Here is a 26,709-nt window from a genome sequence, read left to right as displayed (position 1 = left end):
GCCGCCGGCCTCGTGGGCGCGGGGGTCGGCTTACTCCACCCCCATTAACGTCAGGGGCGGCCCCCCCGCGTCGGGGGCCCCCCCCCGCCCCGGGCCCGGGGGGGGGGTGGGGGGGGCCCCCCCCCCCCACCCACGGCTCCCTTTTCTCACCACGCGGGGGCACGATCTACCGTGAGAACCATGACGGGCAGCGAGACGCGACCACCGACCCTCGAACAGGTCGCCAACTACGCCGGGGTCTCCCGCGCCACGGTCTCCCGGGTGATCAACGGGGTGCAGACCGTCGATCCCGAACTGCGGCGCACCGTCGAGCGGGCGATCGCCGCGACGGGCTACGTGCCCAACCTCGCCGCCCGCTCGCTCGTCACGCGCCGCACCGACTCGATCGCCCTCGTGGTGTCGGAGCCGGAGAACCGCGGCTACGAGACGCCGTTCCTCACCCGCACCTTCACCGACCCCTACCTGGGCCGGGTCACCGCCGGCGCGCAGGAGGTGCTCCGCCCGCTCGGCATCCACCTGGTCATCTTCCTCGCCGACCCGCCCGCCCGCGAGCACGTCATGCGGTACCTGCGCCAGGGCCACGTCGACGGCGCCCTGCTCATCTCCAGCCACGTCGACGACCCCCTCCCGAGCCAGCTCGTGGACCTCGGCGTGCCCTGCGTCCTGTCCTGCCGCCCCGGCCGGCCCGTCCACACCAGCTTCGTCGACGTCGATCAGCGCGCCGGCGTCCGCCTGGCCGTGGATCGCCTGGCCTCGCTGGGCCGCCGCTGCATCGCCACCATCACCGGCCCCCTCGACATGCCCGCCGCCCAGGACCGCCTCGCCGGCTTCCACGCCGCCGTCGCCGCCCACGGCCAGACCGAGGCCCCCCACGTCGAGGGCGACTTCACCCGCGGCGGCGGCGAACGCGCCGCCCGCGCGCTGCTGACCTCCCACCCCGACGTCGACGGCATCTTCGTCGCCAACGACCTCATGGCCGACGGTGCCCTCCGCGTCATCCAGGAGTCCGGCCGCACCGTCCCGGGCGACGTGGCGGTCATCGGCTTCGACGACAGCACCGCCGCCCTCGAATGCCACCCGCAGCTGAGCACCGTCCGCCAGCCCGTCGAGGAGATGGCCGGCGAGATGGCCCAGCTGCTGCTGACCCGGATCCGCGAACCCGGCCGCTCCCCGCGCTCGGTCATCTTCAACCCGGAGCTGATCCTCCGCGCCTCCGCCTGACCGGCCGCCGCTCGACCCCGCCGACCGGCGTGCCGGTCAACTGCTCTGCGGTGTGCTCTGACAGTGAGCCATTCCCGGTAACGGCCGGTCATTTCGTGTGACTGCCGGGTATGGACACGGCTGCTGTCTGTGCTGTGGTGCGAGCCTCGATCCGGTGCCGTGAGGCTCTTCGTGGGGTGTCGGCGTGATCAGCTTGACGTGACTGCATCGTATGTCGCGCGTGCGGTGTCGATGTCGTGGATGTGTCGCTCGGCCCACTGGGTCACCAGGGCCATCACTGGAAGGAGGCTCTCGCCGAGCGGCGTGAGCCGGTACTCCACGCGTGCCGGCGTTGAGTCGGTCACGGATCGTGCTACCAGGCCGTCGCGTTGCAGAGTCCGCAGGGTCTGGGTGAGCATCTTCTGGGTGGCGCCGGCGACGGCGCGGGCCAGCTCGCCGTGCCGGCGTGGCCCGTCCGCGAGTTCTTTGAGGATCAAGCTGACCCAGCGGTCACCCAGCCGATCCAGAACGCGGTGTGTCGGGCATGCGGCCATCGACATCAGGAACGTCGAGCGCGCACCGGCCCGGCGTTCGTGTGCGCTGCTGGTGACCATCTGATCCTCCCGGCACTTTGAAGTGCCTACTGCCGTTGAGACATCATCGAGCCTACCGTCGGCGCATGAGTGTGGTTGGAATCCTCGGCGCCGGCAATGTGGCTCGGGCGCTGGCTCCGGCGCTGTCTGCTGCCGGACACGACGTCATCGTCGGTGCGCGCGACCGGGTGGAGTCTGCGGCGGCCCGGGCGGAGATTGTCGTCAACGCGCTGCCCGGCGCGGTGTCCGTCGGGGTACTCGGGGGGTTGCGCCAACACCTGGCCGGCAAGGTGCTCGTTGACGTCGCCAACGCGGTGGAGCTAGGGCCGGACGGCTTCGCATCCCGCCTGCTCTACCAGAACCTCGCCGCGGAGCTTCAACGCATCCTTCCCGATACTCGCGTGGTCAAGGCGCTGAACACGGTGGGACCTGCGGCGTTGATGGCTGACCCCGTCAGCTTGGCCGTGCCGCCGTCGACCTTCCTGTGTGGTGACGATGCGGATGCCAAGAAGGCGGTGGCGGGCCTGCTGGCCGACCTTGGCTGGTCGCCGCAGCGAGTGATCGATCTCGGCGGTGTCGAAACTGCCTGGTGGCCGGAGTCATTTGTGCTCATGGTCCGTCCACTGATCACCGCCCTGGGGCCGATTCCGTTCGCGCTGGCAATCGCCCGGTGAGTTGTTCAGCAGGAAGGGGATTGGTGGTTTCCGGTAGGCCGGTCATGTGGTCCGATCGTGTTCGTGGTGCGGCAGGACGAGCGCGGATCCTGTTTCGGGTGCCGCCGTCATCAGCGAATCGCTGTCGCGGTCGGGTCCGGCAGGTCGGGCAGGGGGCGGCGAGATCCGCGTGGTCGCCGGTACGGTGCTGGCGTGCTGACACGGGCGTGTGGTCATGTCGCGGGTGCTTCGCCGGTGCGCGTGTGCCCGCATCTGGTGCCGGCGGCGCAGAACGGTGACCTGGTGGACATGGTCGGGCTGCTGACCGGCGAGGCGCTGGCGCACGACCTGGCCTGCGCGGTCTGCGGCGGCGCCGATGAGCCGGTGTCGCTGGCCGAGGTGTGCGAGGGCTGCGCCGACCGGCTGCTGGAGGAGAACGACATCACCGCGTGGCGTGGTGTGCCCGGCATCCTGGAGCGGCCGGAGGCGGTGGACCCGACCGTGCTGCGGTGGCCGGTGCCCGCGTGGCTGGGCGAGGTGGTCGACCTGGCGCCGGTGCACGACGCGGGCACCTCCACGTGGCTGGCGCTGACCGCCGGCGGCCGGATCGTCGAGCTGGAGCCCGACGCCGGCCGGGCCACGGTGCGGGCCGCCGTCGAGGTCACGCCCGAGCCGGACCGCGTCCCCTGGATGGGCCACGAGCTGCGCCCCCGGTTGCACGTCTCCGCCTGCGGAGGCTTCGCGGCCGTCGTCCACGACTACGGCCGGCACGGCCAGGTCGTGGACCTCGCCCGCGGCGCCCCGACGATGACGCTGGACGGTGGGCGGTACCGGCCGGACACCGTGCCGTTCTCGGCGGCGTTCGCGGTGGTGGCCGGCCGCACCGTCCTGGTGCACCGCACCGCGTGGAACCGGCTGGACGTGAGCGACCCACGGACCGGGGAGCTGCTGACCGGTCGCGAGTTCGAGCCGACGTCAGGCCCTGGCGTCCGGCCACCGCACCACCTGGACTACTTCCACGGCCGGCTGCACGTCTCGCCCGGCGGCGGGGCGATCGCCGACGACGGCTGGGTCTGGGGACCGGCCGGGATACCCACGGCGTGGAGCCTGCGGGCGTGGCTGGACGGCAACGTCTGGGAGTCCGAGGACGGCCCGTCGAAGCATCGGCTGTGCCAGCGCTGGTACCACTGGGACACCGGGATGTGCTTCGTCGGCGACACCACGGTGGCGGTCAGCGGGATCGGGGGCGACGACCTGGCCATGCTGGCCGGCGTGCGGATCTTCAGCGTCGCGTCCGGGGTGCAGCTGACGGCGTTCGCCGGGCCGGCCGGGACGCTGCTGTCCGACGGGCTGCGGCTGTACTCGGTGCGGGACGGTGCGACGCACGTGTGGGACCCGGTGACCGGCCACCGCACCGCCACGATCGCCGGCTTCGCGCCGACCTGCCTGCACCGGGGCGCCGGGGAGCTGGCCGGGATCGCCGAGGGCGACCTGCTGCGGTGGCGCACGGGCCGGTGAGGCCTGCGTTACATCGCGGGGCGGCGGGGCGTGCGATAGTTCACCGGCGGAATGTTTGACTCGGCAGCTATGTTCTACTGCGCGTCAGACCCAGGAGCTTGGAGCGTGCGAGATGCAGTTCGGAGTGTTCACCGTCGGTGACGTCACCCAGGACCCGACGACCGGCCGGGTGCCGACGGACGCGGAGCGGGTCAAGGCGATGGTGACGATCGCGCTCAAGGCGGAGGAGGTCGGGCTGGACGTGTTCGCGCTCGGCGAGCACCACAACCCGCCGTTCGTGCCGTCGTCGCCGACCACGATGCTGGGGTGGATCGCGGCGAAGACCAGCACGCTGCAGCTGTCGACCGCGACCACGCTGATCACGACCAACGACCCGGTCAAGATCGCCGAGGACTACGCGATGCTGCAGCACCTGGCGGACGGCCGGGTGGACCTCATGATGGGGCGCGGCAACACCGGGCCGGTGTACCCGTGGTTCGGCCAGGACATCCGCAACGGTATCGCCCTCGCGGTGGAGAACTACGCGCTGCTGCGCCGGCTGTGGCGCGAGGACGTGGTGGACTGGGAGGGCAACTTCCGCACCCCGCTGCAGGGCTTCACGGCGACCCCGCGCCCGCTCGACGGCGTGCCGCCCTTCGTGTGGCACGGGTCGATCCGCAGTCCCGAGATCGCCGAGCAGGCCGCCTACTACGGCGACGGCTTCTTCGCCAACCACATCTTCTGGCCCAAGGAGCACACCCAGCGCATGGTCGGGTTGTACCGGCAGCGCTTCGAGCACTACGGGCACGGCTCCGCCGACCAGGCCATCGTCGGGCTCGGCGGGCAGGTGTTCATGCGGAAGAACTCCCAGGACGCCAAGCGGGAGTTCCGGCCGTACTTCGACAACGCCCCCGTCTACGGGCACGGGCCGTCGATGGAGGACTTCACCGCGCAGACCCCGCTGACCGTGGGCAGCCCGCAGGAGGTCATCGACCGGACGCTGACGTTCCGCGAGTACGTCGGCGACTACCAGCGCCAGCTGTTCCTCCTGGACCACGCGGGCCTGCCGCTGAAGACCGTCCTGGAGCAGCTCGACATCCTCGGCGAGGAGGTCGTGCCGGTGCTGCGCAAGGAGTTCGCGGTCGGCCGGCCCGCCCACGTGCCGGACGCCCCGACCCACGCCTCCCTGAAGGCGCGGCAGTCCGAGAAGGTGGACGCATGAAGCGCCTCGTGGTGATCGCCGCCGGGCTGAGCCAGCCGTCGTCGACCCGCCTGCTCGCGGACCGGCTCGCCGCCGCGACCGTCCGCGAGCTGGGGGTGGACACCGACGTGCGGGTGGTGGAGCTGCGCGACCACGCGCACGCGATCACCGACCACCTGCTGACCGGCTTCCCGGCGCCCGCGCTCAAGGAGGTCCTCGACGCGGTCGCCGCGGCCGACGGCGTGATCGCCGTGTCGCCGATCTTCAACGCCTCGTACAGCGGCCTGTTCAAGTCGTTCTTCGACGTCCTCGGCGACGACGTGCTCGCCGACAAGCCGGTCCTGCTCGGCGCGACCGGCGGCACCGCGCGGCACTCCCTCGCCCTGGAGCACGCGCTGCGCCCCATGTTCACCTACCTGCACGCGGTCGTGGCGCCGACCTCGGTCTTCGCCGCGACCGAGGACTGGGCCGGCGGCGGCGACGCGACGCTGCACCGGCGCATCGACCGGGCCGGCCGCGAGCTGGCCGACCTCGCCGGCCGGCGCGAGTCGCCGGTGGTCGCGGACCCGTTCGCCCTGACCACCACGTTCGACGCGCTGCTGTCGGGCCAGGGCCGCGCGGTCACCGACGACCTGCGGCGCTAGGCGCCGGCCCCTGCCCCGGCGCCGGGCGGCGGTGGGCGCCAGCCCTTGCCCCCGCGCCGGGCGGTCCGGGCGCCGGGCGGCGGGCGGCGCTAGCCCTTGCCCCGGCGCCGGGCGGTCCGGCGCCGGGCGGCGGGCTTGGCCTTCTTCGTCTTGCGCCGCGGGACGGTGGCCTGCCAGCGGCGCTGGCGGAGGATCTTCTCGAAGCGCTCGACGAGCCGCTCGCGCTCCTTCTTCGTGCAGCCGAGGTCCTCGGGTTCGAGGTGCGCGATCCGGTCGGCGATGACGGCGGCGGTGGCATAGCGGGCCCAGGTGGGCTTGCGCCGGGCGAGGTGGCGGGCGTACGCGGCCAGGACGAACCGCGCCGGCGGGTAGTCGGCCAGCGTCGTGCCCTGGCCGGACCCGTCGGCCATCGCCCGCAGCAGCGCGCCGGTGTGGTCGAGCAGGGCGTCGTCCACCTCGTCGGCGATGATCGCGGCGTGCAGGTGCGCAGCGGTCGCGACGGCGCCGGCGGTCACCGCGTCGAGGTCGTCGCCGGCGCACGCGTTGCGCAGCAGCCAGTCGCGCACCTCGGGCAGGACGGCGACGGTGCACAGGGCCTCGACGGCGTGGACCCGGCCCCAGCCCGAGGTCCGGGCGGCCAGCCACAGCAGCGCCTCGATGCCGGCCGGGCCGCGGTGGCGCAGCGACTCGGCGGCGAGCTCGCCGAACTCCGCGGACAGCAGCCCGATCGTGCGGATCAGCTCGATGTCCTTGTCCGAGGTGGTCGCCTCGGTGCCGAGCAGCGCCAGGCCGACGGCCACCTCGCGCCGGTCGACGCCGAAGCGCACCAGCCACCGCCCGGTCCGGCGGACGCGCTTGCGCCCGGCCCGCAGCGCCGCCGCGGCGACGTGCTCGTTGTCGGTGGTCGGCACGTAGACCTTGTCGAACGCCCCGACGAGGGCCCTGGGCGCCGCGTTCGGCGAGGCGAAGTGCGCGTCGAGGATCGCGGCGACGTCGGCACCGACCCGCCGCGCGTCCCGGCCGATGCCGGTGCGGGGACGCTGGTCGTCGGGGAACGGCTCGCCTCCTGCGGGCAGCGGGTCGTCCTTGCCCTGGCGGTGCAGCAGGACCGCGTGGTCGTGGAGCCGTTCACGGATCATGCCCGCAGATGGTGTCACACCACAGGTCACATGACGAGACGCAGTTTTCTGGCGGCGACGCCGATCGTGACCCGCTGCCCCCACGACAGCTCCAGCCGGTCGGCCTCCAGGCCGTCGGCGAACACGACGAGGCCCTCGCCCTCGCTCGCCAGCTCCAGGGTCTCGGCGCCGCCGAGCCGGCCACTGGTCAATGTGACACCGGTCGCCGGCGACGGCCACGCCTCGCGCACGAACCAGGTCAGGGCGGGCTCGCCGGGGGCCGGGCTCGCCGGCGCGTCCGCCCGCTGCCGGGCGATCGAGGAGCACCAGCCGGTGGCGCCGGTACCCGTGCCCACGACGACCCCCGACGACGAGTGCCGCTCCCGCGATCCGTCCGATGTGGACAGTGTGTAGCGCGCCGACTGGTGGGTGACGTGCCCGAAGTAGACCTCGTTGAGGCCGAGGAGCTCCTGGCCGTCGTCGAGCGACGCGGACACCATCGTGCGCTCCTGCGTCGGCAGGCCGGGCAGGTCGCGCAGGAGCTTCCGCAGCGCCTGCGGCGGGTGCCGCACGAGCACGCCCGGGTTCCTGTCCGGCGCCGGGTCGACCCCGATGACGGGCTGCCCGTCCAAGTACTTGGCGACGTTGGCGACGAGCCCGTCCTGCCCGACGGCGACGACGACGTCCTCGGGCGCGAACAGGAACCGCGACAGGTCGCCGCGGTCGAGGTGTCCCCGCCGCCAGTCGGCCGGGACGGCCGCCCCCACGGCGGTGAGCGCCGCCTGCTGCGCCGCATGCCGCCCGGCGACCTCGTCGAGGTCCCTGCCCCGCTGCCGCAGGAAGTACGCGGCCGCGGCCCGGGTCCCGTGCCGCGCCAGCAGCTCGTCGAGCTCGCTCCGCCGCGAGACGACCACCACCCGTGGCGCCAGCGTGCTCACGACGGCCCCGCCCAGCGCTTCACGGTGCGACCTCCGGCGGGCGGCGATGGACCCGGCGGGCGCGGTAGTGACGGGCCACCCGGCGGAGCGCGGACCAGCGGCGGGCCATCACCGTCCGGCTCGACACGGCGGTCACGCCGGGCCGCCGAGGGAGCGGCCGCCGCCGAGGCGGTCGACGAGGCCGGTCAGCACGTCGGGGGTGACGGTGAGCTGGCCGATCTCGGGCAGGTTGCCGGCGAGCTCGCGCAGCGCCAGGGCCTGCAGGACGCCGGGTGCGAGGTCCCGGTAGGCGGCCAGGCGCGCGGTCTCCGCCTCGGCCTCGGTGAGCCCGACGGCGCGGACACCGGCGGCCCGTGCCTCGGTGCGGGCCCGGTCGGCGTCCGCGTCCGCGGCTGCCGTGACTTTCAAGCGGTCGGCGTCGGCGAGCGCCGTGATCTTCGAGCGCTCGGCGGCCGCGGTGGCCGCGACCTGTTCGCGCTCGGCGACGGCCTGGGCCGCGACGAGCGCCGCGGCGGCGTCGACCTCGGCCTTGCGGCGGGCGTTGGCGCCGTGCTGCTCGACGAGCGCCTGCTCGCGGCGGGCCAGCTCGATCTTGTTCTGCAGCTCGTTCTCGGCGATCGCGCGCTCCTGCTCGACGGCGCGGGCGCGGCGGGCGTACGTCGCGCGGTCCGCCTCCTGCTGCACGGCCTCGCGGGTCGGCGTCTGCAGGGCCCGCTCCAGGTCGGGCTCGGGGCGGATCGCGACGACGCGGGCGCTGACGACGCTGACGCCGGTGTCGGTGAGGCGGGGGTCGCCGCCGAGGGCCTCGCTGACGGCCTCGCGCACGGGAGCGATCCCGGCGGTCAGGGCGTCGGTGAGCGGCAGCCGGGCCAGCAGGTCCAGGGCGGGCTGCTGGGCGAGCTCGGCCAGCAGGGTGGCCACCTGGTCGAGCGGCTGCCCGCGCCACGCGCCGGACCGCGGGTCGACGGAGAAGTCGAGGCGGGCGGCGGCGACGTCGGGGGCGCTGATCCGGTACGTGACCGTCGCCTGCACCGTGACGTCGGCGAAGTCGGCGGTGCGGGCGTGGAACAGCAGCGGCAGCTCGCGGTCGTCGACCGGCACCTCGGACAGCACGGCGGTCAGCGGCCGGTAGTAGAACGACTGGCCGATGCCCTCGTGCCGCACCTTGCCCTTGACGTGGTGGCGGACCCACGAGGTCGGCGCGCCGCGCAGGTGGCGCAGAAAGAAGCGGGTGGTCACGTCGGCCATGTCGGCACTCCCGGGATGAGTTATCGTCGTCTTGACGATAACCGTCGTCGCCCTTTCTCGTCAATGTGGTGATTAATACATGACGTTCGCCGTGACCGTCGACCTGGTGATGCTGACGATCCGCGACGGCGCGCTCAGCGCGCTGCTCATCCGCCGGGCGATCCCGCCGTTCCAGGGCGGCCATGCGCTGCCGGGCGGCTTCGTGCTGCCGGACGAGGACCTCGACGAGGCCGCCGAGCGGGAGCTGGTGGAGGAGACCGGGCTGCACGGCGCCGGGCATCTGGAGCAGCTCGGCAGCTACGGCGCGCCGGACCGGGACCCGCGCGGGCGGGTCGTCACCGTCGCGTACCTCGCGCTGGTGCCTGACGCGCCGTCACCACGGGCCGGCAGCGACGCCGCCGCCGCGGACTGGGTGCCCCTCGAAGGGCTGCCGGCGCTGGCCTTCGACCACGACCGCATCCTCGCCGACGGGGTCGAGCGGGCCAGGGCCAAGCTCGAGTACACGCCCCTCGCGGCCGCCTTCTGCCCGCCCGAGTTCACGATCGCCGAGCTGCGGCAGGTGTACGAAGCGGTGTGGGCCACCAGACTGGATCCGCGCAACTTCCACCGCAAGGTCACGTCGACCGAGGGGTTCGTCGAGGCGACGGGCCGCAGCACGGCCGGCGAGCGAGGGCGCCCCGCGCAGCTGTTCACGCGCGGGACGGCCCCGGTGCTCCACCCGCCGCTGCTGCGGAAGGCTCAGTTGCCGGCGCTCTCGTAGCGGCGCAGGCCGCGCGAGAAGACGAACCACGCCACCGCCAGGCAGTAGGCGGCGACGAGCGGGGTCAGCAGGCCCACCCACGCGGAGCTGCCGCCGAGCAGGAAGCTGACCGGGAAGAAGCTGACGAACGCGAACGGCAGGGCGAAGCCGAGCGCCGCCTTCAGTGCGAGCGGATAGATGGACAGCGGGAAGCGGGCGAGGTCGCCGACCTGGTGCACGGCGAACGCGAACAGCGGGCTGGGGCTCTGCATCCAGAACGACACCGCGTTGGTCGCCAGGTTGATGGCGACCTTGATGGCGATGGCGGACACCAGCACCACGACGGCGACCGCGACCCGGCCGGCGGTCCAGCCGATGTCCAGGTGGGTCAGGGCCCCGCCGAGCATCAGCCCGCCGGTGACGATGTTGGACAGCCCGTTGACGCCGATCTGCATGCTGCTGACCTGCAGGACGATCGGGTACGGGCGGACCATCATGTAGTCGAGGTCGCCCTGGTTGATCTGCCAGGCGAGGTTCCACATGCCCTCGAAGAACAGCGAGCCGACGCCCTCGGCGATCGCCACCATCGCGAACATCGCCACGACCGCCCAGAACGACCAGCCGTTGATGTGCGGCACCTTCGCGAAGATCGCCGCCAGGAACGTGACGTTGACGACCTGCATGACGACCGTGCCGGCCATCATGATCCAGAAGTCGCTCTCGTACTCCAGCAGCGAGCGCAGGTGCGCGCCGAGCAGCCGCACGTAGAGCCGGACCGTGCGCATCTCAACCCCCGTTCACGGTCAGCCGGCGCAGCCCCCGCCGGAACAGCAGCCGGGCGCCGAACCACATCGCGAGGACCCAGCCGAGCTGGGTGGCGACGAGCAGGACCGCGTGCGTCCCCGACGCCCGCCCGATGAAGATCAGCGCCGGCGTGGAGGTGAGCCCGGCGAAGGGCGACCACTGCGCCGCGGTGGCCAGCCAGCCCGGGAAGTACACCAGCGGCACCAGCGCACCGGACAGCAGCCCCGTCAGCGCCTGCCTGGCCCACAGCACGCCGACGAAGTTCTCCGTCCAGAAGCAGGCGAGCGTGCTCAGGTAGGACACGGCGAACTTCAGCGGCACGATCAGGACCATGCTGGCGGCGAACAGCGCCAGCATCGGCCCCGGCGGCGTGTCGAGCGCCCCGCCGATCGCGACGGTCACCGCGACGACGGCCACCACCGCCACGGCCTCGATCCACACGCCGCCGGCCGTCTCGGCGAACCTGGCCCGCTGGTAGTCCACCGGCTTCACCAGGTCCAGCGCGACGAGCCCGGACCGGATCCGGTGCGACATGCGGAAGTCGACGAACGTGCCGACGAGGGTGCCGGAGGCGAACGCGACCACCAGGTACGCGCGCATCTGCGGCCACGCGAACCCACCGACCGGGCCGTCGGCGAGCAGCACCCGCCAGACGGCGAGCAGCGCGATGAGCTGGAACGCGACGCCGCCGAGCGACAGCAGGAAGTTGGCGCGGTACGCCAGCGCGCTCAACGCCGCCGCCCGGGCGTGGGCGAGATAGGGCTTCATGGCTGGAGCACCAGCTCCCCGCTGTACACCCGCCGGATCACGTCCTCGATGGACGGCTCGTCGACACCGAAGTCGACGAGGTTCGCCAGCGGCGCGATCGCCGTGACGACCTGTCCCGCGGTCATCGCGAACCGGTCGAACCGCACCGCGAACTGCAGCGGCGTCTCGCCCTGCTCGATCGTCGCGCCCGGCAGCGCGGTGCGGACGTCGTCCAGCGGCACGGCCGTCTCCGTCTGCACGTTGAGGATCCGCTCGCGGGCGAACGCGTCCTTCACCGCCTCCAGGTCCCCGTCGAAGATGATCCGGCCCTCGTCGATGATGACGAGCCGCCGGCAGAACCCCTCGATGTCGCCGAGGTCGTGGCTGGTCAGCATGACCGTGGTGCCCTCGTCGCGGACCGTCCGGAAGAACTCCCGGACCCGGTCCTTCACGGCGAGGTCCAGCCCGATCGTCGGCTCGTCCAGGTACACGACCGGCGGGGCGTGCAGCAGCGCCGCGGCGAGGTCGGCCCGCATCCGCTGCCCGAGCGACAGTTTCCGGCCGAGGACCGGCAGCACCTCACCGAGCTCCAGGACGTCCTCGAACCTGGCCATGCGCTTGCGGTACGTGCCGTGGTCGATGCCGTACACGTCGCGCAGCACGGCGAGGGACTCCGACACCGGCAGGTCCCACCAGAGCTGTGTCCGCTGCCCGAACAGCACCCCGATCCGGTGTGACATCGCGATCCGGTCCTTCTGCGGCGACAACCCGTCGATGCGGACCTCACCCGAGGTCGGCATCAGGATCCCGCTGAGCAGCTTCACGGTCGTCGACTTCCCCGCGCCGTTGGGCCCCACGTACGCGACGGCCTCGCCCGCCTCGATCGTCAGGTCGACGTGGTCGACGGCGGTCTTGTCCACGAACCGCCGCACGAAGAGATGTTTGACGGCCCCCCGCATCCCCGGATCCTTGTCCGGCCTGCGGAAGACCTTGGTCAGTTCTCGTGCCTCCACAAGTGCCATCGCCGCGAGCCTAATATTTCTTCGCGATCCGTATTAACCCGTTTTCCGCCGGCGGACTGTGGTGCCCGTCGCTCTTCACGAGGCGGTCCGGGCTCTCGTCACGTGGCGGTGCGGGCTCTCGTCACGTGGCGGTCCGGGCTCTTGTCACGTGGCGGTCCGGGCTGCCGACGGCGGGATGTTCTGGTTGAGGTGGAAGACGTTGTGCGGATCGTAGCGGTCCTTCAGCGCGGTCAGCCGGGCGAGCTTCGCGGGCGGGTACGCGCGGCGGACCCCCGCACCGCCCTCGTCGCCGAGGGAGTTGACGTAGACGCCGGCGGCGAAGGGCTCCAGCAGGGCGGCCGCCGAACGGGCCGCCGCCCGGCGGGCGTCGTCCTCGGCCGGGTCGGTCCAGGACGTGCCGGCGCCGAACTCGAACATCGTGTCCCGATGGCCGAACGCGGTGGCGTCCTCGGGGACGTCGGCGATGGCACCGCCGTAGCCCTGCAGGCCGGCACCGCAGTGCTCGCCCGCGGCGATGAAGGCGTCGACCGCCGCGTCGGGCATCGACTTGAGGTAGTGGGAGCGCCCGTACCGGCGCAGCGCGTGCCGGCCCGTGGCGTCCTCGCGGCGCTGCAGCCGCAGGTACGACATGGGCTGCCGCGAAACGGTCCCGCCCTCGGTGAACGTGGGCCGGTAGCCCAGGTCGGGCCCGGTCCAGACGTAGCCGAGGGTGAGGGTGCCGGGGCCGGTCGAAGCGGTGAAGGTCGCCCGCCGCGGCGCGGTGAGGTGCTCGTCGCGCCAGCGGCGCATCGCGGCGTGCCGGGCGCGGCCGGTGAACGTGGCCTCGACGACGAGCGCCTCCGTGCCCGTGTCGTGCAGCGCGAACTCGAACCCGGTGACGATCCCGAAGTTGCCGCCGCCACCGCGCAGCCCCCAGAAGAGCTCCCCGCCGGTGACCCGTTCGACGGATCCGTCCGCCATGACGAGCTCGTAGGAGACGACGTTGTCGCAGGCGAGCCCGTACTGCCGGGCGAGCCACCCCATGCCGCCGCCGAGGGTGAGGCCGCCGACGCCGGTGTGCGACACGTTGCCCGCCGTGGTCGCCAGGCCGTGCCGCTGCGCCGCCGCGTCGAGGGCGCCCAGCAGCGCGCCGCCCTGCACGTACGCGCGGCGCCGGGCCGGGTCGACGCTCGCCCGCCCCATCGGCGTCAGGTCGATCATCAAGCCGCCGTTGGTGACCCCGAACCCGGCCGCGCTGTGCCCGCCGCACCGCACCGAGATCTCCAGCCCCCGCTCACGGGCGGTCCGGACCGCGCCCGCCACGTCCTGGGCCGTCCGGCACCGCACGATCATCGCCGGCCGGCGGTCGAACATCGCGTTCCACACCTGCCGGGCGTCGTCGTAACCACGGTCGCCGGGCCGGAGCACCGCTGCTGTCCCTGTCGTCGTCATACACACAGCTTCACGCCGATTGGACCCTGCGGTAAGGTCCGATCTTATGGCGGCCGAGGAGACCAATTCCGCCGAGCTGCTCGTCGACCTCGACCGCGCCGCCGGGCCGCTGCACCGGCAGCTGGAGGCGGCGATCCGCACCGGCATCCGCACCGGCCGGCTCGCCGTGGGCAGCGCGCTGCCGCCGAGCCGGGCCCTGGCCGCGTCGCTCGGCGTCTCCCGTGGCGTCGTCGTCACGGCGTACGAGCAGCTGACCGCCGAGGGCTACCTGACCAGCCGCTCCGGCGGGTACACCACGATCGCCACCGGGCCCGTGGCGCGCTGGGAGCCGCCGTCACCGGTCGCGGAGCCGGCCCGGATCAGCTTCGGCTACGGCCGCACCGACGTGTCGCAGTTCCCCCGCGCCGCGTGGCTGCGCTCCGTGCGGAAGGTGCTGACGACGGCGCCCACGGACCGGTTCGGCTACACCAGCGGGCAGGGCACCCCCGAGCTGCGGGCCGCCCTCGCCGAGTACCTGAACCGGGTCCGCGGCACCGACGCCCGCCCCGACACGGTGGTGATCTGCGCCGGCTACGCCCAGGCCGCCAACCTGCTGATCCAGGTCCTGCGCGCGGCCGGCGCCACCCGCCTGGCGGTGGAGGACCCGTCCTCGGAGGACGACGCCCGCGCCCTGGCCCTCGCCCGTGACATGACCGTCACCGGCGTCCCCGTCGGCCCCGACGGCGTCGACGTCGCGGCGCTCGCGGGCGTGCACGCCGACGCGCTGATCCTGACCCCGTCGCACCAGTGGCCGACCGGCGGCGTCCTGCCCGCCGCCGCCCGCACCGCCGTGGTCCGCTGGGCCTCGTCCCGGGACGCTCTCGTCATCGAGGACGACTACGACGCCGAGTACCGCTACGACCGCGCGGCCGTCGGCGCGCTGCAGGGCCTCGCCCCGGACCGGGTCGCGTACGTCGGCTCCGCCAGCAAGACCCTCGCGCCGGGCCTGCGGCTCGGCTGGATGATCCTGCCGCAGCGCCTCGTCGGCCCGGTGGTCGAGGCGAAGATCCTCGCCGACCGCGGCTCCCCGACGATCGACCAACTGACCTTCGCCGACTTCCTCACGTGCGGCGAGTTCGACCGCCACCTCGGCCGGATGCGCCCCCTGTACCGCCGCCGCCGCGACACCCTCCTGGCGGCCCTCGCCAGGCACCTGCCGCAGCTGCGACCGGTCGGCGTCGCGGCCGGCCAGCACCTGCTCGCCTGGCTCCCGCCCCACCTGTCCGAGCCCGCCGTGGAGGCCGCCGCGCGCGCTCGCGGACTCGCCGTGTTCGGCGTCGGCCGGTACCGCCTGACCCCCGGCCCGCCCGGCCTCCTGTTCGGCTACGCCCACCTCACCGACCGCGCCATCGAAGAAGGCATCACCCTCCTCGCCGCCGCCCTGTCCGACCTGCCCTGACGGCTCGAAACTGCCACGCTCGTGCCGACAAAGGCTGGCCCAGGCATGCGTTCGGCACCGAGAACGGATGGCCGGCCTCCGCGCGCTGGCGAGCGGCGGAGGGCGCGCATGAGCCTGATTCTGAAGGAAGTCCGGATCGGTTCGACCTCTGGCGTTGAGCGCCGCCGGCCTCGAACAACTTCGAGCCCTGCGCCAATGGTCGCTCACCGGCTCTCGACTGCAGTGGGGCGTTCAGCAGAGGAGGTGGGCGGCGTCCTTGTGGGCGGCGATGCGGATGAAGACCAGGTCCTTGCGTTCGGCGGCGGCTCGGAGGTAGCGGTCGCGGTAGACGTGGTGGCGGGTCCAGCACCAGCGCAGGAGTGACTTCTGGGGGTCGAGGCGGAAGAGGTTGCCGAGGTGCTCGCGGTTGCCGTTCCACAGCTCCTGGCGGGTGACGCCGCGGCGGATGGTGCGCCACAGGACCTGGCGGATCACGGTGCGGCGGGGCAGGTCGAACCAGATGACGGTGTCGGCGCGGGCCCAGACGAGGTCGCGGACGGCGCTGTAGTTGCCGTCGATGACCCAGCCGTCGCCGGCGGCGAGCTCGCCGACCTTCCTGCGGAACTCGGGGACGGCGATCGGCTGCCAGCCGGCGAGGTGGTGGATCGCGTCGAGCTCGACGAACGGCACGCCGAGGCGCGCCGCGAGCGCCTTGCCGAGGGTCGACTTGCCCGACCCGGAGTTGCCCACCACCGACACCCGCCGCACCCGCTGCCCCCGATTCGCTCCCGGCTCAACACGTGCTGTGGAACAGCCCGCCGACCGCCGCCGACCCCACCAGACTGTTATACACGTCGATGGCCTCGCGGGTCTCGGCCACGTGTACCTCGACGCCGCGCGCCTCCAGGGCGTCGACCGTCGCGTCGGGGACGCCGAGCTGCTCGTCCATGCCGAGCGACAGCACGACCACCGTCGCGCCGCGCTCCAGGAGCTCCTCGACGTCGGCGACCTGGACGCCGGGGGAGTGCCGGGTGCCCGTCTCGTCCCAGTCCCAGGCCCGGCCACCGCCCGGCCAGGCCTTCAGGTCCTTCACCACGCCGACCCCCTCGACCTCGATCCGGCCCCAGCTGACATCCACGATCCGCGGCGAACGTGCCTGCATGGCGGAAACCTCCCGATCCGGTGCCGAAACGACCAGCCTCGAAAGTACGCCGGACGGTGGACGATCTGGGTGAACGGCTGAGGATGTGTCCGGTCGAAGCGCGGTACCTTGATCGCTCGGCACGGGTGCGGGCAGGGGAGGGTCGGTGGAGGTCACGCCGCTGTCCGGCAGGCTGTGGGTCGGTGTGCTCGGAGACATGACCGCGACGGTCGACGGGGAGATGGTGGACCTCGGTGGGCGGCGGCAGCGGGCGGTGCTCGCGGTGCTGGTGATCAACCGGGGGGACATCGTGCCCACCGACCGGCTCATCGACTGCGTCTGGGGCGGGCAGCCGCCGGCGAACGCGGCGGGGGCGCTGCAGGCGTACGTGTCGCACCTGCGTCGGCGGCTCGAGCCCGGTGCGACGGCCCGGGCGCGCGGGAACGTCATCGTGTCGCGCCCGCCCGGCTACGCGCTGAACCTGGACGCCGGGGCGGTCGACGCGTGGCGCTTCGACCGGGGCATCACCGGGGCGCTCGGCACCGCGGACCCGGCCGCGCAGCGGGACCTGCTCGAGGCGGCGCTGCGGCTCTGGCACGGCCCTGCCTACGCGGAGTACGCGGACGAGTCCTGGGCGCAGGCGGAGGCGGCGCGGCTCGGGGAGCTGCGCGAGGTGGCTCGGGAGCAGCTGCTCGCGGCGCGGCTGGCGCTGGGTGACAGTGCGCTGCTGGTGCCCGAGCTGGAGACGCTCGTCGCGGAGGAGCCGCTGCGGGAGCAGCGCTGGCGGTTGCTGGTCCTCGCGCTGTACCGCGCGCACCGGCAGGGCGATGCGCTCGCCGCGCTCCGCAGGGCCAGGCACACGCTGTCGGAGCAGCTCGGCGTCGACCCCGGACCGGCGCTGCGCGCGCTGGAGGCCGAGGTGCTCGCCCAGTCGGCGTCGCTCGATGTACCGACCGCGCTGACCACGCCGGCGAAAGCGGGCCCGGCGGCTGGAGCGGGCCCGGCGGCTGGAGCGGGCACGGCGGCAGGAGTGGGCACGGCGGCAGGAGCGGGCACGCAGGCAGGAGCGGGCACGCAGGCAGGAGCGGGCACGGCGGCAGGAGTGGGCGCTACGGACGCGCCGGCGGCGGGCGCGCCGGCAGGATCGCGTGTGCCGGGCGGAGAGGGCGAGCCGGCAGGGGAGGGCGCGGCGGGCGGTGCCGGCGCGGCGGCGGGGCGACCGGCCGGCGGGCCAGCAGCACCGGCCCATCAGCCCGATGGGCACGGCTCGCCTGTGGCAGCAACCGGTCCGGCCCGCGGAGCGCCGCAGGCGCCGGTCGACCCGCAGACGGTACAGACGCGGAAAACGCCGGACGAGCACCTTGTCGACAGGGATGGTGAGGTCGCCGAGCTGCGGATGGCGGCGGCCGACGCGTTCGGTGGGGTGCCGCGGCTGGCGATGATCGAGGGTCCGGCCGGGATCGGCAAGAGCCGGCTGCTCACGGAGGCGCGCAGGATCGCCGACGGGCACGGGGCGCTCACGCTGACGGCGCGCGGCAGCCAGCTGGAGAAGGAGTTCGGCTTCGGGGTCGTGCGGCAGCTGTTCGAGGCGCTGCTCACCGACCCGGCCGAGCGGGAGCGGCTGCTGGCGGGCGCCGCCGCGAGCGCCGCGTCGGTGTTCGACCTCGCGGTGCACAGCGAGCGCGGCGACCACACGTTCGCGGCGCTGCACGGGCTCTACTGGCTGACCGCGAACGTCGCCGCGAACCGGCCGGTCGCCATCGTCGTCGACGACCTGCAGTGGTGCGACACCGGTTCGCTGCGGTTCCTCGCGTACCTGGTGCGCCGCCTCGACGGGCTGCCGGTGCTGCTCGTCGCGACGCTGCGGACGGGGGAGCAGTACGACGACGAGGCGCTGCTCGCCGAGCTGCAGCTGGACCCGGCGGCCGCGCCGGTGCGCCCCGGCCCGCTGAGCGCCGCCGGCGTCGCGGACCTCGTGCGGCAGCGGCTGGGCGACGGCGCCGAGCCGCGGTTCGTCGACGCGTGCCACCGCACCACGTCCGGCAACCCGCTGCTGGTGCGGCAGCTGCTGCGCGCCCTGGAGGCCAACGGCGTGCGGCCCACCGACGCCCACGCCGGCACGGTGACGGCCATCGGCTCGCGGGCCGTGTCCAGCATGGTGCTCATCCGGCTGCGGCGGATGCCGGCGGCGAGCACCGCCGTCGCGCGGGCCATCGCGGTCCTCGGCGACGGGGCGGGCCTGCCCACGATCGCCGCGCTCGCCGGCGTCGACGAGCCCACCGCCGCGGCCGCCGTCGCGGCGCTCGCGCGGGCCGAGGTGGTGCGGCACGAGTACCCGGTCGGGTTCGTGCACCCGCTCGTCCGCGACGCCGTCTACCAGGACCTGCCGCCCGGCGAGCGGCAGCTGCACCACGAGCGGGCCGCCCGCGTGCTCAGCGGGCTGTCCGCGGCGCCGGAGCAGGTCGCCGCGCACCTGCTGCAGATCCCGGAGCGCGCCGACCAGTGGGTCGTCGACGTGCTGCGGGCCGCGGCCGACACGGCGCTGCACCGCGGCGCGCCCGAGGGGGCCGCGACCTACCTGAGGCGGGCCCTGGCCGAGCCGCCCGTGCCGCCGCAGCGGCCGGCGGTGCTGCTCGCGCTCGGGCAGGTGGAGACCCTCAACGACGGGCCGGCGGCGATCGCGCACCTGCGGGCCGCGTACGACGACCCGATCACCGACCCGGTCACGTTCGCCGCGGTGGCACGGATGCTCATCCACACGCTGATCTTCGCCGGGCCCGAGGGGAACGCGCCGGAGTTCGCGCGGCGGGCGTCGGCGCGCCTCGCGGCCGGGTTCGTCGACGAGCGGCAGGGGATGCAGGCCCTGGAGCGCATCGCCGGATACATGTACAGCGGCGACCCGGAGTCGTTCCCGGCCGAGGTGCCGGTGATCTCCGGCGACGGGCTCGGGGCGCGGATGCTCGCCGCGTGCCGCGCCTGGGAGCTGCTCGCCCGCGGCACGGACCTGGACGAGGCAGTCCGGCTGGCCCGGTTCGCGCTCGTCGACAACATCCTCATGCGCGGCGATCCAGGGCTCTTCTGGGTCATCGCGGGTGTCGTACTGGAAGGCGCCGACCAGGATCCCGGCACCCTCTGGGACGACGCGCTGACGCTCGGGCACACCCGCGGGTCGCTGTTCACCGTGCTCGCCGCGCACCTGTGGCGCGGGTGGCGGGAGTGGCAGCGCGGCGACCTGCCCGAGGCCTGCACGTCGCTGATCGCGGCCAACGAGCAGAGCCTGCGCTGGGGCGGCGCGCCCGCGATCGGCATCTCCTACGGCGAGGCGTGCCTGGTCCGGGCCCTCGTCGACCGGGGCGAGCTGGCGGAGGCGCGGGCGTTCGTCGACGAGCACCGCGACCGGCCGCGGGTCGGCGACGGCATCCGGCTGTTCCGGCAGGCGGAGGCGGCGCTGCTGACCGCCGAGGGCCGGTTCGACGCGGCACTCGGGCTGCTGGACACCCACGCGGTCGGCAATCCGCTCTGGTACGAGGAGCGGTCGCTGCGGGCCGCCGCGCTGGCCGCGCTCGGGCGCACGTCCGAGGCGCTTTCCCTGGCGCTGTCGGATCTGTCGGAGATGCGGCGGTGGGGGGCGCCGCAGGGCGTCGGGCGGGCGCTGCGGGTCGTCGGCGCCCTGCGGGGCGACCGGGCGGACCTCGTGGCCGCCGTCGAACTGCTCGCCGGCACGCACGCGCGCCTCGAGCACGCGCGGGCGCTGTTCGCGCTCGGCGAGCTCGACCGCGACCCGGCGACGCTGCGCGCGGCGCTCGGCCTCGCCGAGGAGTGCGGCGCCGGCCCGCTGCGCGCCGCCGTCGCCGCCGCGCTCACCGGCCTCGGCGAGACCGTCCCCGCGGAGCCGTCCGTGACGCTGACCACCGGCGAGCGGCGCATCGCGTCCCTCGCCGTCGGCGGCGCCGACGACCGCGACATCGCGCAGGCGCTGTTCCTCACCCCGCACACCGTCAGCGACACGCTCGCCGCGATCCGCCGCAAGCTGGGTGTCACGACCCTCGCGGAGTTGCGCGCGCACGTCTGACTCAGGTCTTCCGCAAGTTCGTCCCAAGGGGCCGGCCGCAGGGTGTACGGCATGACCACTGTTGCGAACTCACTGCGCGGCCTGTGCGGCGGCGCGGTGCACCTCCCGGGCGACCCGGGGTACGACACGGCGCGGACCCCGTGGAACGTCACGGTCGACCAGCGGCCCGCCGCCGTCGCGTACCCGGCCGACGCCGACGAGGTCGCCTCGGTCGTCCGCGCCGCGGCCGCCGCCGGGCTGCGCGTCGCGGTGCAGAGCACCGGCCACAACGCGGGGGCCCTCGGCCCGCTCGACGGCGTGGTCCTGCTGCGCACGTCCGCCATGACCAGCGTCACCATCACCGGCCGCACCGCCCGGGCCGAGGCCGGCGCGCTGTGGATCGACGTGGTCGAGCAGGCCGCGCCGCACGGGCTCGCCGCGCTGCACGGGTCGTCGCCCGACGTGGGCGTCGCCGGCTACTCCCTCGGCGGCGGCCTGGGCTGGTACGCCCGCTCCCTCGGCCTGCAGGCCAACGCGGTCACCGCCGCCGAGCTGGTCACGGCCGACGGCACCCTGCTGCGGGCCGACGCCTCCACCGAGGCGGACCTGTTCTGGGCGCTGCGGGGCGGCGGCGGCAACTTCGGCGTGGTCACCGCCGTCGAGTTCGACCTGTTCCCCATCCGTACCGCGTACGCGGGGCTGCTCGCCTGGGACTGGCGCGAGGCCGCGCGGGTGCTGCCGGCGTGGCTCGACTGGGCCGCGACCGCACCAGACGAGGCGACGACGGCGCTGCGGCTGCTGCAGGTCCCGCCGATGCCGCAACTCCCACCGGCCCTGCGGGGCCGCCAGTTGATCGTGATCGACGGTGCCGTGCTCGGCGCCGCCGGCCCTGCCACGATCGCCCCGCTGCGGGCGTTGCGGCCGTTCCTGGACACGTTCGACGAGGCGCCGGCCGCGTCGCTGATCCGGCTGCACCTGGACCCGGAGGGCCCGACCCCGGCGGTGTCGAAGTCGGCGCTGCTCGGCGGCCTGCCGGCGGCCGCCGCCGACGCGCTGCTGGCGGTCGCCGGCCCGGACTCCGGCACGTCCCTGCTCGTCGCCGCCGAGCTGCGGCACCTCGGCGGCGCGCTCGGGCGGCCCGCCCCGGGCGCCGGCGCGCTGCCGTCGCTGAACGGGTCGTTCGCGCTGTACGCGGCCGGGATCGCGGCCTCGCCCGCGCTCGGCGCGGCGGCCGGGGAGGACGCCGCACGGGTCGTGTCGGCGATGGCGCCGTGGTCGACCGGCGCGAAGTACCTGAACTTCGTGGAGGAGCCGGCCGATCCCGAGGCCGCCTACGAGCCGGCGGCGTGGCAGCGGCTGCGGTCGATCCGGGCCGCCGTGGACCCGGCCGGGCTGTTCCTCGCCAACCACGCCATCTGACCGTCGCCGTCCGGCGTCCTGTCGCTTCGCCGTCCGGCATGCTTGCGCTTCGCCGTCCGGCATCCTGGCGGTCGCCGACCGGCATCCTCCGCGCGGCGTGCCGGTCACCGTCGCCGCCTAGCGTGGCGGGCGTGGCACTTCCGATGCTGGCCGCAAGGCGCCCGCTGCCCGCGCAGGTGGCGGTGTACGCGTTCGTGACGGTGCCGTTCCTGGCGCTCGTCGCCGCCGTCCCGTTCGCCTGGGGCTGGGGGCTCACCTGGCTCGACGTCGCGCTCGCGGTGGCCTTCTACACGGTGACGTGCCTCGGTGCGACGGTCGGGTTCCACCGGTACTTCACCCACGGCGCGTTCAAGGCCCGCCGGTGGCTGCGGATCGCCCTGGCCGTCACCGGCAGCATGGCGGTGCAGGGGCCGATCCTGCACTGGGTCGCCGACCACCGCCGGCACCACGCGTTCGCGGACAAGGAAGGCGACCCGCACTCGCCGTGGCTCTTCGGCACCGGCCCGGCGGCGCTCGTGCGCGGCTTCTGGCACGCGCACCTCGGCTGGGTGCTCGACCGTGGCCTCACCAACCAGCGGCGCTTCGTGCCCGACCTGCTCGCCGACCGCGACATCCGGCTCGTGCACCGGCTCTTCGGCCCGCTGACGATCCTCACGCTGATCCTGCCGGCGGTCATCGGCGGCCTGGCCACCTGGAGCTGGTGGGGCGCGGCGACCGCGTTCTTCTGGGCCGGTCTCGTGCGGGTCACGGCGCTGCACCACGTCACGTGGTCGGTGAACTCGGTCTGCCACATGATCGGCGACCGGCCGTTCGCGGCCCGGGACCGGTCGGCGAACTTCTGGCCCCTCGCGGTCCTCAGCATGGGCGAGTCGTGGCACAACCTGCACCACGCCGACCCGACCAGCGCCCGGCACGGCGTGCTGCCCGGGCAGATCGACGTGTCGGCGGCGCTGATCCGGCTCTTCGAGCGGGCCGGGTGGGCGTGGGACGTGCGCTGGCCCAGCGCGGAGCGCCTGGCGCGCCTCGCCGCCAGGTAGATGTCGTACCGGTGGACGTCCTACAGATGGATGTCATACCTGGAGACCTATTACAGGGTGGCCTTTACAGGTAGACGTCGACCCGGCCGCTGAACATGCCGTTCGTCGGGTTCAGGCGCTGGGCGGCGTCGGCGGCCCGCTCGAACTGCAGGCGCGCGTCCTCGGCCCGCTGCCGCAGCTGGTCCTCCAGCCGCAGCTGGTCCTGGATCCGCTGCTGGTCCTCCAGGCGGCGGTCGTCCTGCAGCCGCTGCTGCTCGAGACGGTACTGCTCGTCGCGGTACTGCTGGAGGTCGTCGGTGCGGCGCTGGTCCTGCCGCACCAGATCCTGGCGGAGCGCCTGCTGGTCGTCGACCCTGCGCTGCTCCTCGAGGCGCTGGTCCTGCAGCCGCTGCTCCTGCAGCCGGTCCTGGCTCCGCTGGTCGTCCAGGCGCTGTTGGTCGACCAGATCGATCTGGCGGTTCTGTTGCACCTGGGTGGCGGTGAGACCGGTGGTGGTGGCTGCTACCGGTGTGATCGACATCGCGCATCCCCGTCCTGCGACACGATTACTCTCCGAATGCTCTTGACCACTCAAAGGTACCCGGCTGGGCGGCCGGTAACCACCCGACCGCCTGCGTGGTGTCCAGTGTTGTCCCTGTGTTGGATGAGGGTGCTGTGTCCCGCCAACTGGGACGTTCCGGACAGATCGAGGGTCATGCAAACGCTTGTAGGGCCGTAGGGTGGGATCCGCGAGACGCCGGTCACGTTCTGGAATCGTTGCTGTGCGCGGCGGTTGACTCGTAATGTCACGGCGGCAGTCCGAGGAGAGGCGCCCATCCATGCTGAGCGACAGTGAGCACGTCACCATCCCGCAGGAGTCCGACGACCGGCACGCCCCACCGGCGACCGTCGTCATCTTCGGCGCGTCGGGTGACCTCACCCGGCGCAAGCTGATCCCCGCGATCGAGAGCCTCGCCAGGCACAACCGGCTCACGGAGCAGTTCGCCGTGGTCGGCGTCGCCCGCACGCCGATGGACGACGACCAGTTCGTCCACGCCGTCCTCGGTGACCGTGGCCTGTCCGGCATGCCGCAGCTCAACGGCGCCGTGCGGTACATCGCCGGCGGCTACGACGACCCGGAGACCTACAAGCGGCTCGCGGGCGTGCTCGACGACCTCGACCGCGACCGGGGCACCGCCGGCAACCGGATCTTCTACCTGTCGACGCCCGCCGAGGCGTTCCCGCTCGTCATCAACGGGCTCGCCGGCGCCGGCCTGCACCGGGCCCGCGAAGGGTCGTTCGCCCGGCTGGTCATCGAGAAGCCGTACGGGCACGACGAGGCCAGCGCGAAGCAGCTCGACACCACGGTGCACGCCGCGTTCGACGAGTCGCAGGTCTTCCGCATCGACCACTACCTGGGCAAGGACACCGTCCAGAACGTGCTCGCGCTGCGCTTCGCCAACGCCATCTTCCAGCCGATCTGGGACCGCACCTGGGTCGACCACGTGCAGATCACCGTCGCGGAGACCCTCGGTGTCGGCACCCGCGGCAGCTTCTACGAGCACGCCGGCGCGATGCGCGACATCGTGCAGAACCACGTGCTGCAGGTCCTCGCGCTCGCGCTGATGGAGCCGCCCGCGTCGTTCAGCGCCGAGGCGGTCCGCAACGAGAAGGTGAAGCTCCTGCAGGCCATCCGCCTGCCGAGCGGGCGGGCCATCGACGACATCGCGGTCCGCGGCCAGTACACGCGCGGCGGCTCCCGCGAGGAGCTCATGGCCGGCTACCGCGAGGAGCCCGGCGTCGACCCCCTGTCGCGCACCGAGACCTACGCGGCGCTGCGCCTCGACGTCGACAACTGGCGCTGGGCCGGCGTGCCGTTCTACGTCCGCACCGGCAAGCGCCTGCCGAGCCGGGTCACCGAGGTCGCCCTGCAGTTCCAGCGCCCGCCGCACCTGCCGATCCCCAACCGGCAGCTGACCGAGCTCCAGCCCGACGCCCTCATCCTGCGCATCCAGCCCGACGAGGGCATCGCCCTGCGCTTCGGCGCCAAGGTCCCGGGCCACTCGTTCCGCGTCCGCTCGGCGAGCATGGACTTCTCCTACGACAAGACCTTCCGCGAGGAGTCCCCGGAGGCCTACGAGCGGCTCCTGCTCGACGCCCTCATCGGCGACACAACCCTCTTCATCCGCTCCGACGAGGTCGAGCAGTGCTGGCGCATCGTCGACCCGATCCTGGAGCGCTGGGCCGAGGACACCGGCCCGATCCCCACGTACGAGGCCGCCTCCTGGGGCCCGACGGAGGCCAACCGCCTCATCGAACGCAGCGGCCGAGCCTGGCGCAATACTGTTTCCCGCCCGTAGCCTTCGGCTATAGCTCGCCGCCCCACCGCTGGCGCGGCGGGTCCCGCCGGGGGATTCTCACCCCGGACCCCCAATGCTCGCTGCGCTCGCACAGCCAGCGCTCCGCGCGGCCGGATTGCGCATCCGCGCCCATCCGGTGGTCGCCCTCCGCGGTGGCTGGGGTGGGGGTTCCTCATGATCCGGAAGACATATTGTCGCCAGAGCAGCAATAAGTCTTCCGGATCACGGAAACGCGGATCACGGAAACGCGGGTCAGGGCCATTCGGTGGCGTTGGTGGCGTCGAGGGTGCCTGGGTGGTCGAGGACGACGCAGAAGGTGATGCCGGCGGGGTCGCGCATGATCCACCAGCGGTCGTGGCGCTCGACGCGGGTGGCGCCCAGGGACTCCAGGCGGGTGACCTCGGCTTCCAGGTCGTCGGTGTGGATGTCCAGGTGGACCCGCGGGGTGCCGGCCGGGTCCGCGGCGCCGAGGCGCTGGGTCAGCAGGAGCAGGTCGTGGCCCGGGATCCGGGCGCCGTGGAAGTCCGGGTACTTGCCGACCCGCTCCAGCGGGGCGCCGAGTGCGCCCCGCCAGAACGCGACGGTCGTGTCCTCGTCGGTCGCGGGCACGTCCAGGACGATCGTGTACAGCCTGCTGTAATGAGCCACGGCGCAGAATGTACCGGGGCGCCCGCCGTCAGGGCACTCGGCTACGCGGCCAGGAGGATCGAGGTGCGCAGGGCGGGAGCGCCGTCGACCGGGGCCGGGTCGTCGCCGGTCGGGGCGACGCCACCCGCGGCGATCCGGTCCAGGGTGTGCAGGCCGAGCGGGCGCACGCTGCCGAAGATCGTGTAGTTGGGGCGCAGCGCCGAGTCGGCGAAGACCAGGAAGAACTGGCTGCCGTTGGTGTCGGGGCCGGCGTTGGCCATGGCGAGCACGCCGCGGGCGTAGACCTTGCGGGCGCCGGTCGGGTCGGTCGGGGCCGGCGGCAGGCCGGTCGGCAGCTCGTCCTTGTACTTGTAGCCCGGCCCGCCCTCGCCGGTGCCGGACGGGTCGCCGCACTGCAGGACCTTCAGCGTCGGGTACGTCGTCAGCCGGTGGCAGATCGTGCGGTTGTAGAAGCCGTGCCGGGTCAGGTGCAGGAAGCTCTGCACGGTGCACGGCGCCTGCGCCCGGTCCAGGGTCAGCGGGATGAGGCCCAGGTTGGTGAAGAGCGTGACGGTCACCGTGCCGCGCGACGGCGTGTGCCTCGGGTCGCGGGGCAGTGGCACCGGCCGGACCGCAGGGTCGTCGGGTGTCGGGGTGTACGCGCAGGGCCCGGTCGTCGGTCCGCCCGGGTCGGCGGCTGAGGCTGGGGTAGGTGCGACAGCGAACGCCGCCACCGCGAGCATGACCACGACGGCACGGATCCGGACCACGTTGTCCTCCATCGACGATTGGGAATCTCCAAGAGGTCTAACGGATGTCGATGTACCGCGTCAAGGTCGATGC

Annotated in this window: 24 protein-coding genes; 11 read left to right on the top strand and 13 right to left on the bottom strand. The window is 73.6% G+C overall.

Going from position 1 to position 26,709, the window contains the following annotated elements; genetic code table 11:
* Positions 1-180: 180 nt before the first annotated feature.
* Entirely contained in the window at positions 181-1,221 is a 1,041-nt protein-coding gene (locus tag ACFY3L_RS42115; RefSeq protein WP_389338037.1) for a LacI family DNA-binding transcriptional regulator, read from the top strand.
* Between the two features lie 188 nt (positions 1,222-1,409).
* Here the strand turns inward: ACFY3L_RS42115 and ACFY3L_RS42110 are convergent, their stop codons facing one another.
* The gene (locus ACFY3L_RS42110) at positions 1,410-1,814 is read right to left on the bottom strand and encodes a winged helix-turn-helix transcriptional regulator (protein ID WP_389338034.1); all 405 of its coding nucleotides are present in this window, start codon (positions 1,812-1,814) and stop codon (positions 1,410-1,412) included.
* A 65-nt stretch (positions 1,815-1,879) separates the two neighbouring features.
* Here ACFY3L_RS42110 and ACFY3L_RS42105 point away from each other — a divergent pair, with 65 nt between their 5' ends.
* From ACFY3L_RS42105 to ACFY3L_RS42090, 4 genes are all read left to right on the top strand, one after another.
* Positions 1,880-2,467, top strand: coding sequence for an NADPH-dependent F420 reductase (locus ACFY3L_RS42105; protein WP_389338031.1), 588 nt, complete (start codon positions 1,880-1,882; stop codon positions 2,465-2,467).
* 192 nt (positions 2,468-2,659) lie between these two features.
* Positions 2,660-3,964, top strand: coding sequence for a hypothetical protein (locus tag ACFY3L_RS42100; protein WP_389338028.1), 1,305 nt, complete (start codon positions 2,660-2,662; stop codon positions 3,962-3,964).
* Positions 3,965-4,076: 112 nt separating this feature from the next.
* Positions 4,077-5,165: an LLM class flavin-dependent oxidoreductase gene (locus ACFY3L_RS42095; RefSeq protein WP_389338025.1), complete on the top strand. Its 1,089-nt coding sequence runs from the start codon at positions 4,077-4,079 to the stop codon at positions 5,163-5,165.
* Positions 5,162-5,788, top strand: a complete 627-nt coding sequence (locus tag ACFY3L_RS42090) for an FMN reductase (protein ID WP_389338022.1) — start codon at positions 5,162-5,164, stop codon at positions 5,786-5,788. The genes ACFY3L_RS42095 and ACFY3L_RS42090 overlap by 4 nt, the downstream gene beginning before the upstream one ends.
* Before the next feature lie 89 nt (positions 5,789-5,877).
* Here ACFY3L_RS42090 and ACFY3L_RS42085 read toward each other — a convergent pair whose 3' ends face one another.
* From ACFY3L_RS42085 to ACFY3L_RS42075, 3 genes are all read right to left on the bottom strand, one after another.
* On the bottom strand, positions 5,878-6,927 hold the full coding sequence (locus ACFY3L_RS42085; protein ID WP_389338019.1) for a hypothetical protein: 1,050 nt from the start codon (positions 6,925-6,927) through the stop codon (positions 5,878-5,880).
* Positions 6,928-6,953: 26 nt separating this feature from the next.
* Positions 6,954-7,844: a hypothetical protein gene (locus ACFY3L_RS42080; protein WP_389338016.1), complete on the bottom strand. Its 891-nt coding sequence runs from the start codon at positions 7,842-7,844 to the stop codon at positions 6,954-6,956.
* Between the two features lie 132 nt (positions 7,845-7,976).
* Positions 7,977-9,092 carry an SPFH domain-containing protein gene (locus ACFY3L_RS42075; protein ID WP_389338013.1) on the bottom strand — a complete coding sequence of 372 codons (1,116 nt, stop codon included), beginning with the start codon at positions 9,090-9,092 and terminating at the stop codon, positions 7,977-7,979.
* A 79-nt stretch (positions 9,093-9,171) separates the two neighbouring features.
* Between ACFY3L_RS42075 and ACFY3L_RS42070 the strand changes: the two genes are divergently transcribed.
* Positions 9,172-9,852: an NUDIX domain-containing protein gene (locus tag ACFY3L_RS42070; RefSeq protein WP_389338010.1), complete on the top strand. Its 681-nt coding sequence runs from the start codon at positions 9,172-9,174 to the stop codon at positions 9,850-9,852.
* On the opposite strand, the gene ACFY3L_RS42065 is transcribed toward ACFY3L_RS42070, so the two are convergent.
* The 4 genes from ACFY3L_RS42065 to ACFY3L_RS42050 all read right to left on the bottom strand — a co-directional run bounded on the left by ACFY3L_RS42065 (position 9,831) and on the right by ACFY3L_RS42050 (position 13,835).
* Complete coding sequence (locus ACFY3L_RS42065) at positions 9,831-10,616, bottom strand: ABC transporter permease (protein ID WP_389338008.1); 786 nt, start codon at positions 10,614-10,616, stop codon at positions 9,831-9,833. The genes ACFY3L_RS42070 and ACFY3L_RS42065 overlap by 22 nt on opposite strands.
* 1 nt (position 10,617) lies before the next feature.
* Positions 10,618-11,403: an ABC transporter permease gene (locus ACFY3L_RS42060; RefSeq protein ID WP_389338005.1), complete on the bottom strand. Its 786-nt coding sequence runs from the start codon at positions 11,401-11,403 to the stop codon at positions 10,618-10,620.
* Positions 11,400-12,404: an ATP-binding cassette domain-containing protein gene (locus ACFY3L_RS42055; RefSeq protein ID WP_389338002.1), complete on the bottom strand. Its 1,005-nt coding sequence runs from the start codon at positions 12,402-12,404 to the stop codon at positions 11,400-11,402. The genes ACFY3L_RS42060 and ACFY3L_RS42055 overlap by 4 nt, the downstream gene beginning before the upstream one ends.
* Positions 12,405-12,548: 144 nt before the next feature.
* Complete coding sequence (locus ACFY3L_RS42050) at positions 12,549-13,835, bottom strand: FAD-binding oxidoreductase (protein WP_389337999.1); 1,287 nt, start codon at positions 13,833-13,835, stop codon at positions 12,549-12,551.
* A 46-nt stretch (positions 13,836-13,881) separates the two neighbouring features.
* Here ACFY3L_RS42050 and ACFY3L_RS42045 point away from each other — a divergent pair, with 46 nt between their 5' ends.
* The gene (locus ACFY3L_RS42045) at positions 13,882-15,273 is read left to right on the top strand and encodes a PLP-dependent aminotransferase family protein (RefSeq protein ID WP_389337996.1); all 1,392 of its coding nucleotides are present in this window, start codon (positions 13,882-13,884) and stop codon (positions 15,271-15,273) included.
* 231 nt (positions 15,274-15,504) lie between these two features.
* Here ACFY3L_RS42045 and ACFY3L_RS42040 read toward each other — a convergent pair whose 3' ends face one another.
* Both ACFY3L_RS42040 and ACFY3L_RS42035 read right to left on the bottom strand, forming a co-directional pair.
* On the bottom strand, positions 15,505-16,011 hold the full coding sequence (locus ACFY3L_RS42040) for a shikimate kinase (protein ID WP_389337993.1): 507 nt from the start codon (positions 16,009-16,011) through the stop codon (positions 15,505-15,507).
* A gap of 34 nt (positions 16,012-16,045) precedes the next feature.
* Positions 16,046-16,414: an Mth938-like domain-containing protein gene (locus tag ACFY3L_RS42035; protein ID WP_389337990.1), complete on the bottom strand. Its 369-nt coding sequence runs from the start codon at positions 16,412-16,414 to the stop codon at positions 16,046-16,048.
* Between the two features lie 145 nt (positions 16,415-16,559).
* Between ACFY3L_RS42035 and ACFY3L_RS42030 the strand changes: the two genes are divergently transcribed.
* The 3 genes from ACFY3L_RS42030 (at position 16,560) to ACFY3L_RS42020 (ending at position 22,900) form a co-directional block, all read left to right on the top strand.
* Positions 16,560-20,465: a BTAD domain-containing putative transcriptional regulator gene (locus ACFY3L_RS42030; protein ID WP_389337987.1), complete on the top strand. Its 3,906-nt coding sequence runs from the start codon at positions 16,560-16,562 to the stop codon at positions 20,463-20,465.
* Positions 20,466-20,516: 51 nt separating this feature from the next.
* A complete protein-coding gene (locus tag ACFY3L_RS42025; RefSeq protein ID WP_389337984.1) occupies positions 20,517-21,863 on the top strand; it encodes an FAD-binding oxidoreductase in 1,347 nt (448 codons plus the stop codon).
* 143 nt (positions 21,864-22,006) lie between these two features.
* Entirely contained in the window at positions 22,007-22,900 is an 894-nt protein-coding gene (locus ACFY3L_RS42020) for an acyl-CoA desaturase (RefSeq protein ID WP_389338054.1), read from the top strand.
* Between the two features lie 64 nt (positions 22,901-22,964).
* On the opposite strand, the gene ACFY3L_RS42015 is transcribed toward ACFY3L_RS42020, so the two are convergent.
* A complete protein-coding gene (locus ACFY3L_RS42015) occupies positions 22,965-23,420 on the bottom strand; it encodes a hypothetical protein (RefSeq protein ID WP_389337981.1) in 456 nt (151 codons plus the stop codon).
* Positions 23,421-23,718: 298 nt separating this feature from the next.
* Here ACFY3L_RS42015 and zwf point away from each other — a divergent pair, with 298 nt between their 5' ends.
* Positions 23,719-25,239, top strand: a complete 1,521-nt coding sequence (zwf, locus tag ACFY3L_RS42010; RefSeq protein ID WP_389337978.1) for a glucose-6-phosphate dehydrogenase — start codon at positions 23,719-23,721, stop codon at positions 25,237-25,239.
* Between the two features lie 252 nt (positions 25,240-25,491).
* On the opposite strand, the gene ACFY3L_RS42005 is transcribed toward zwf, so the two are convergent.
* Both ACFY3L_RS42005 and ACFY3L_RS42000 read right to left on the bottom strand, forming a co-directional pair.
* Positions 25,492-25,887 (bottom strand): VOC family protein, encoded by a 396-nt coding sequence (locus ACFY3L_RS42005; protein WP_389337975.1) that lies wholly within the window; start codon positions 25,885-25,887, stop codon positions 25,492-25,494.
* 41 nt (positions 25,888-25,928) lie between these two features.
* Positions 25,929-26,648: a peptidylprolyl isomerase gene (locus tag ACFY3L_RS42000; RefSeq protein WP_389337972.1), complete on the bottom strand. Its 720-nt coding sequence runs from the start codon at positions 26,646-26,648 to the stop codon at positions 25,929-25,931.
* Positions 26,649-26,709 lie beyond the last annotated feature (61 nt).

Source organism: Dactylosporangium sp. NPDC000521 (genome assembly GCF_042898305.1).
Taxonomy (GTDB): Bacteria; Actinomycetota; Actinomycetes; order Mycobacteriales; family Micromonosporaceae; genus Dactylosporangium.
Note: the sequence above shows the minus strand (reverse complement) of the source record. Positions and strands in the feature narration are given on the sequence as shown.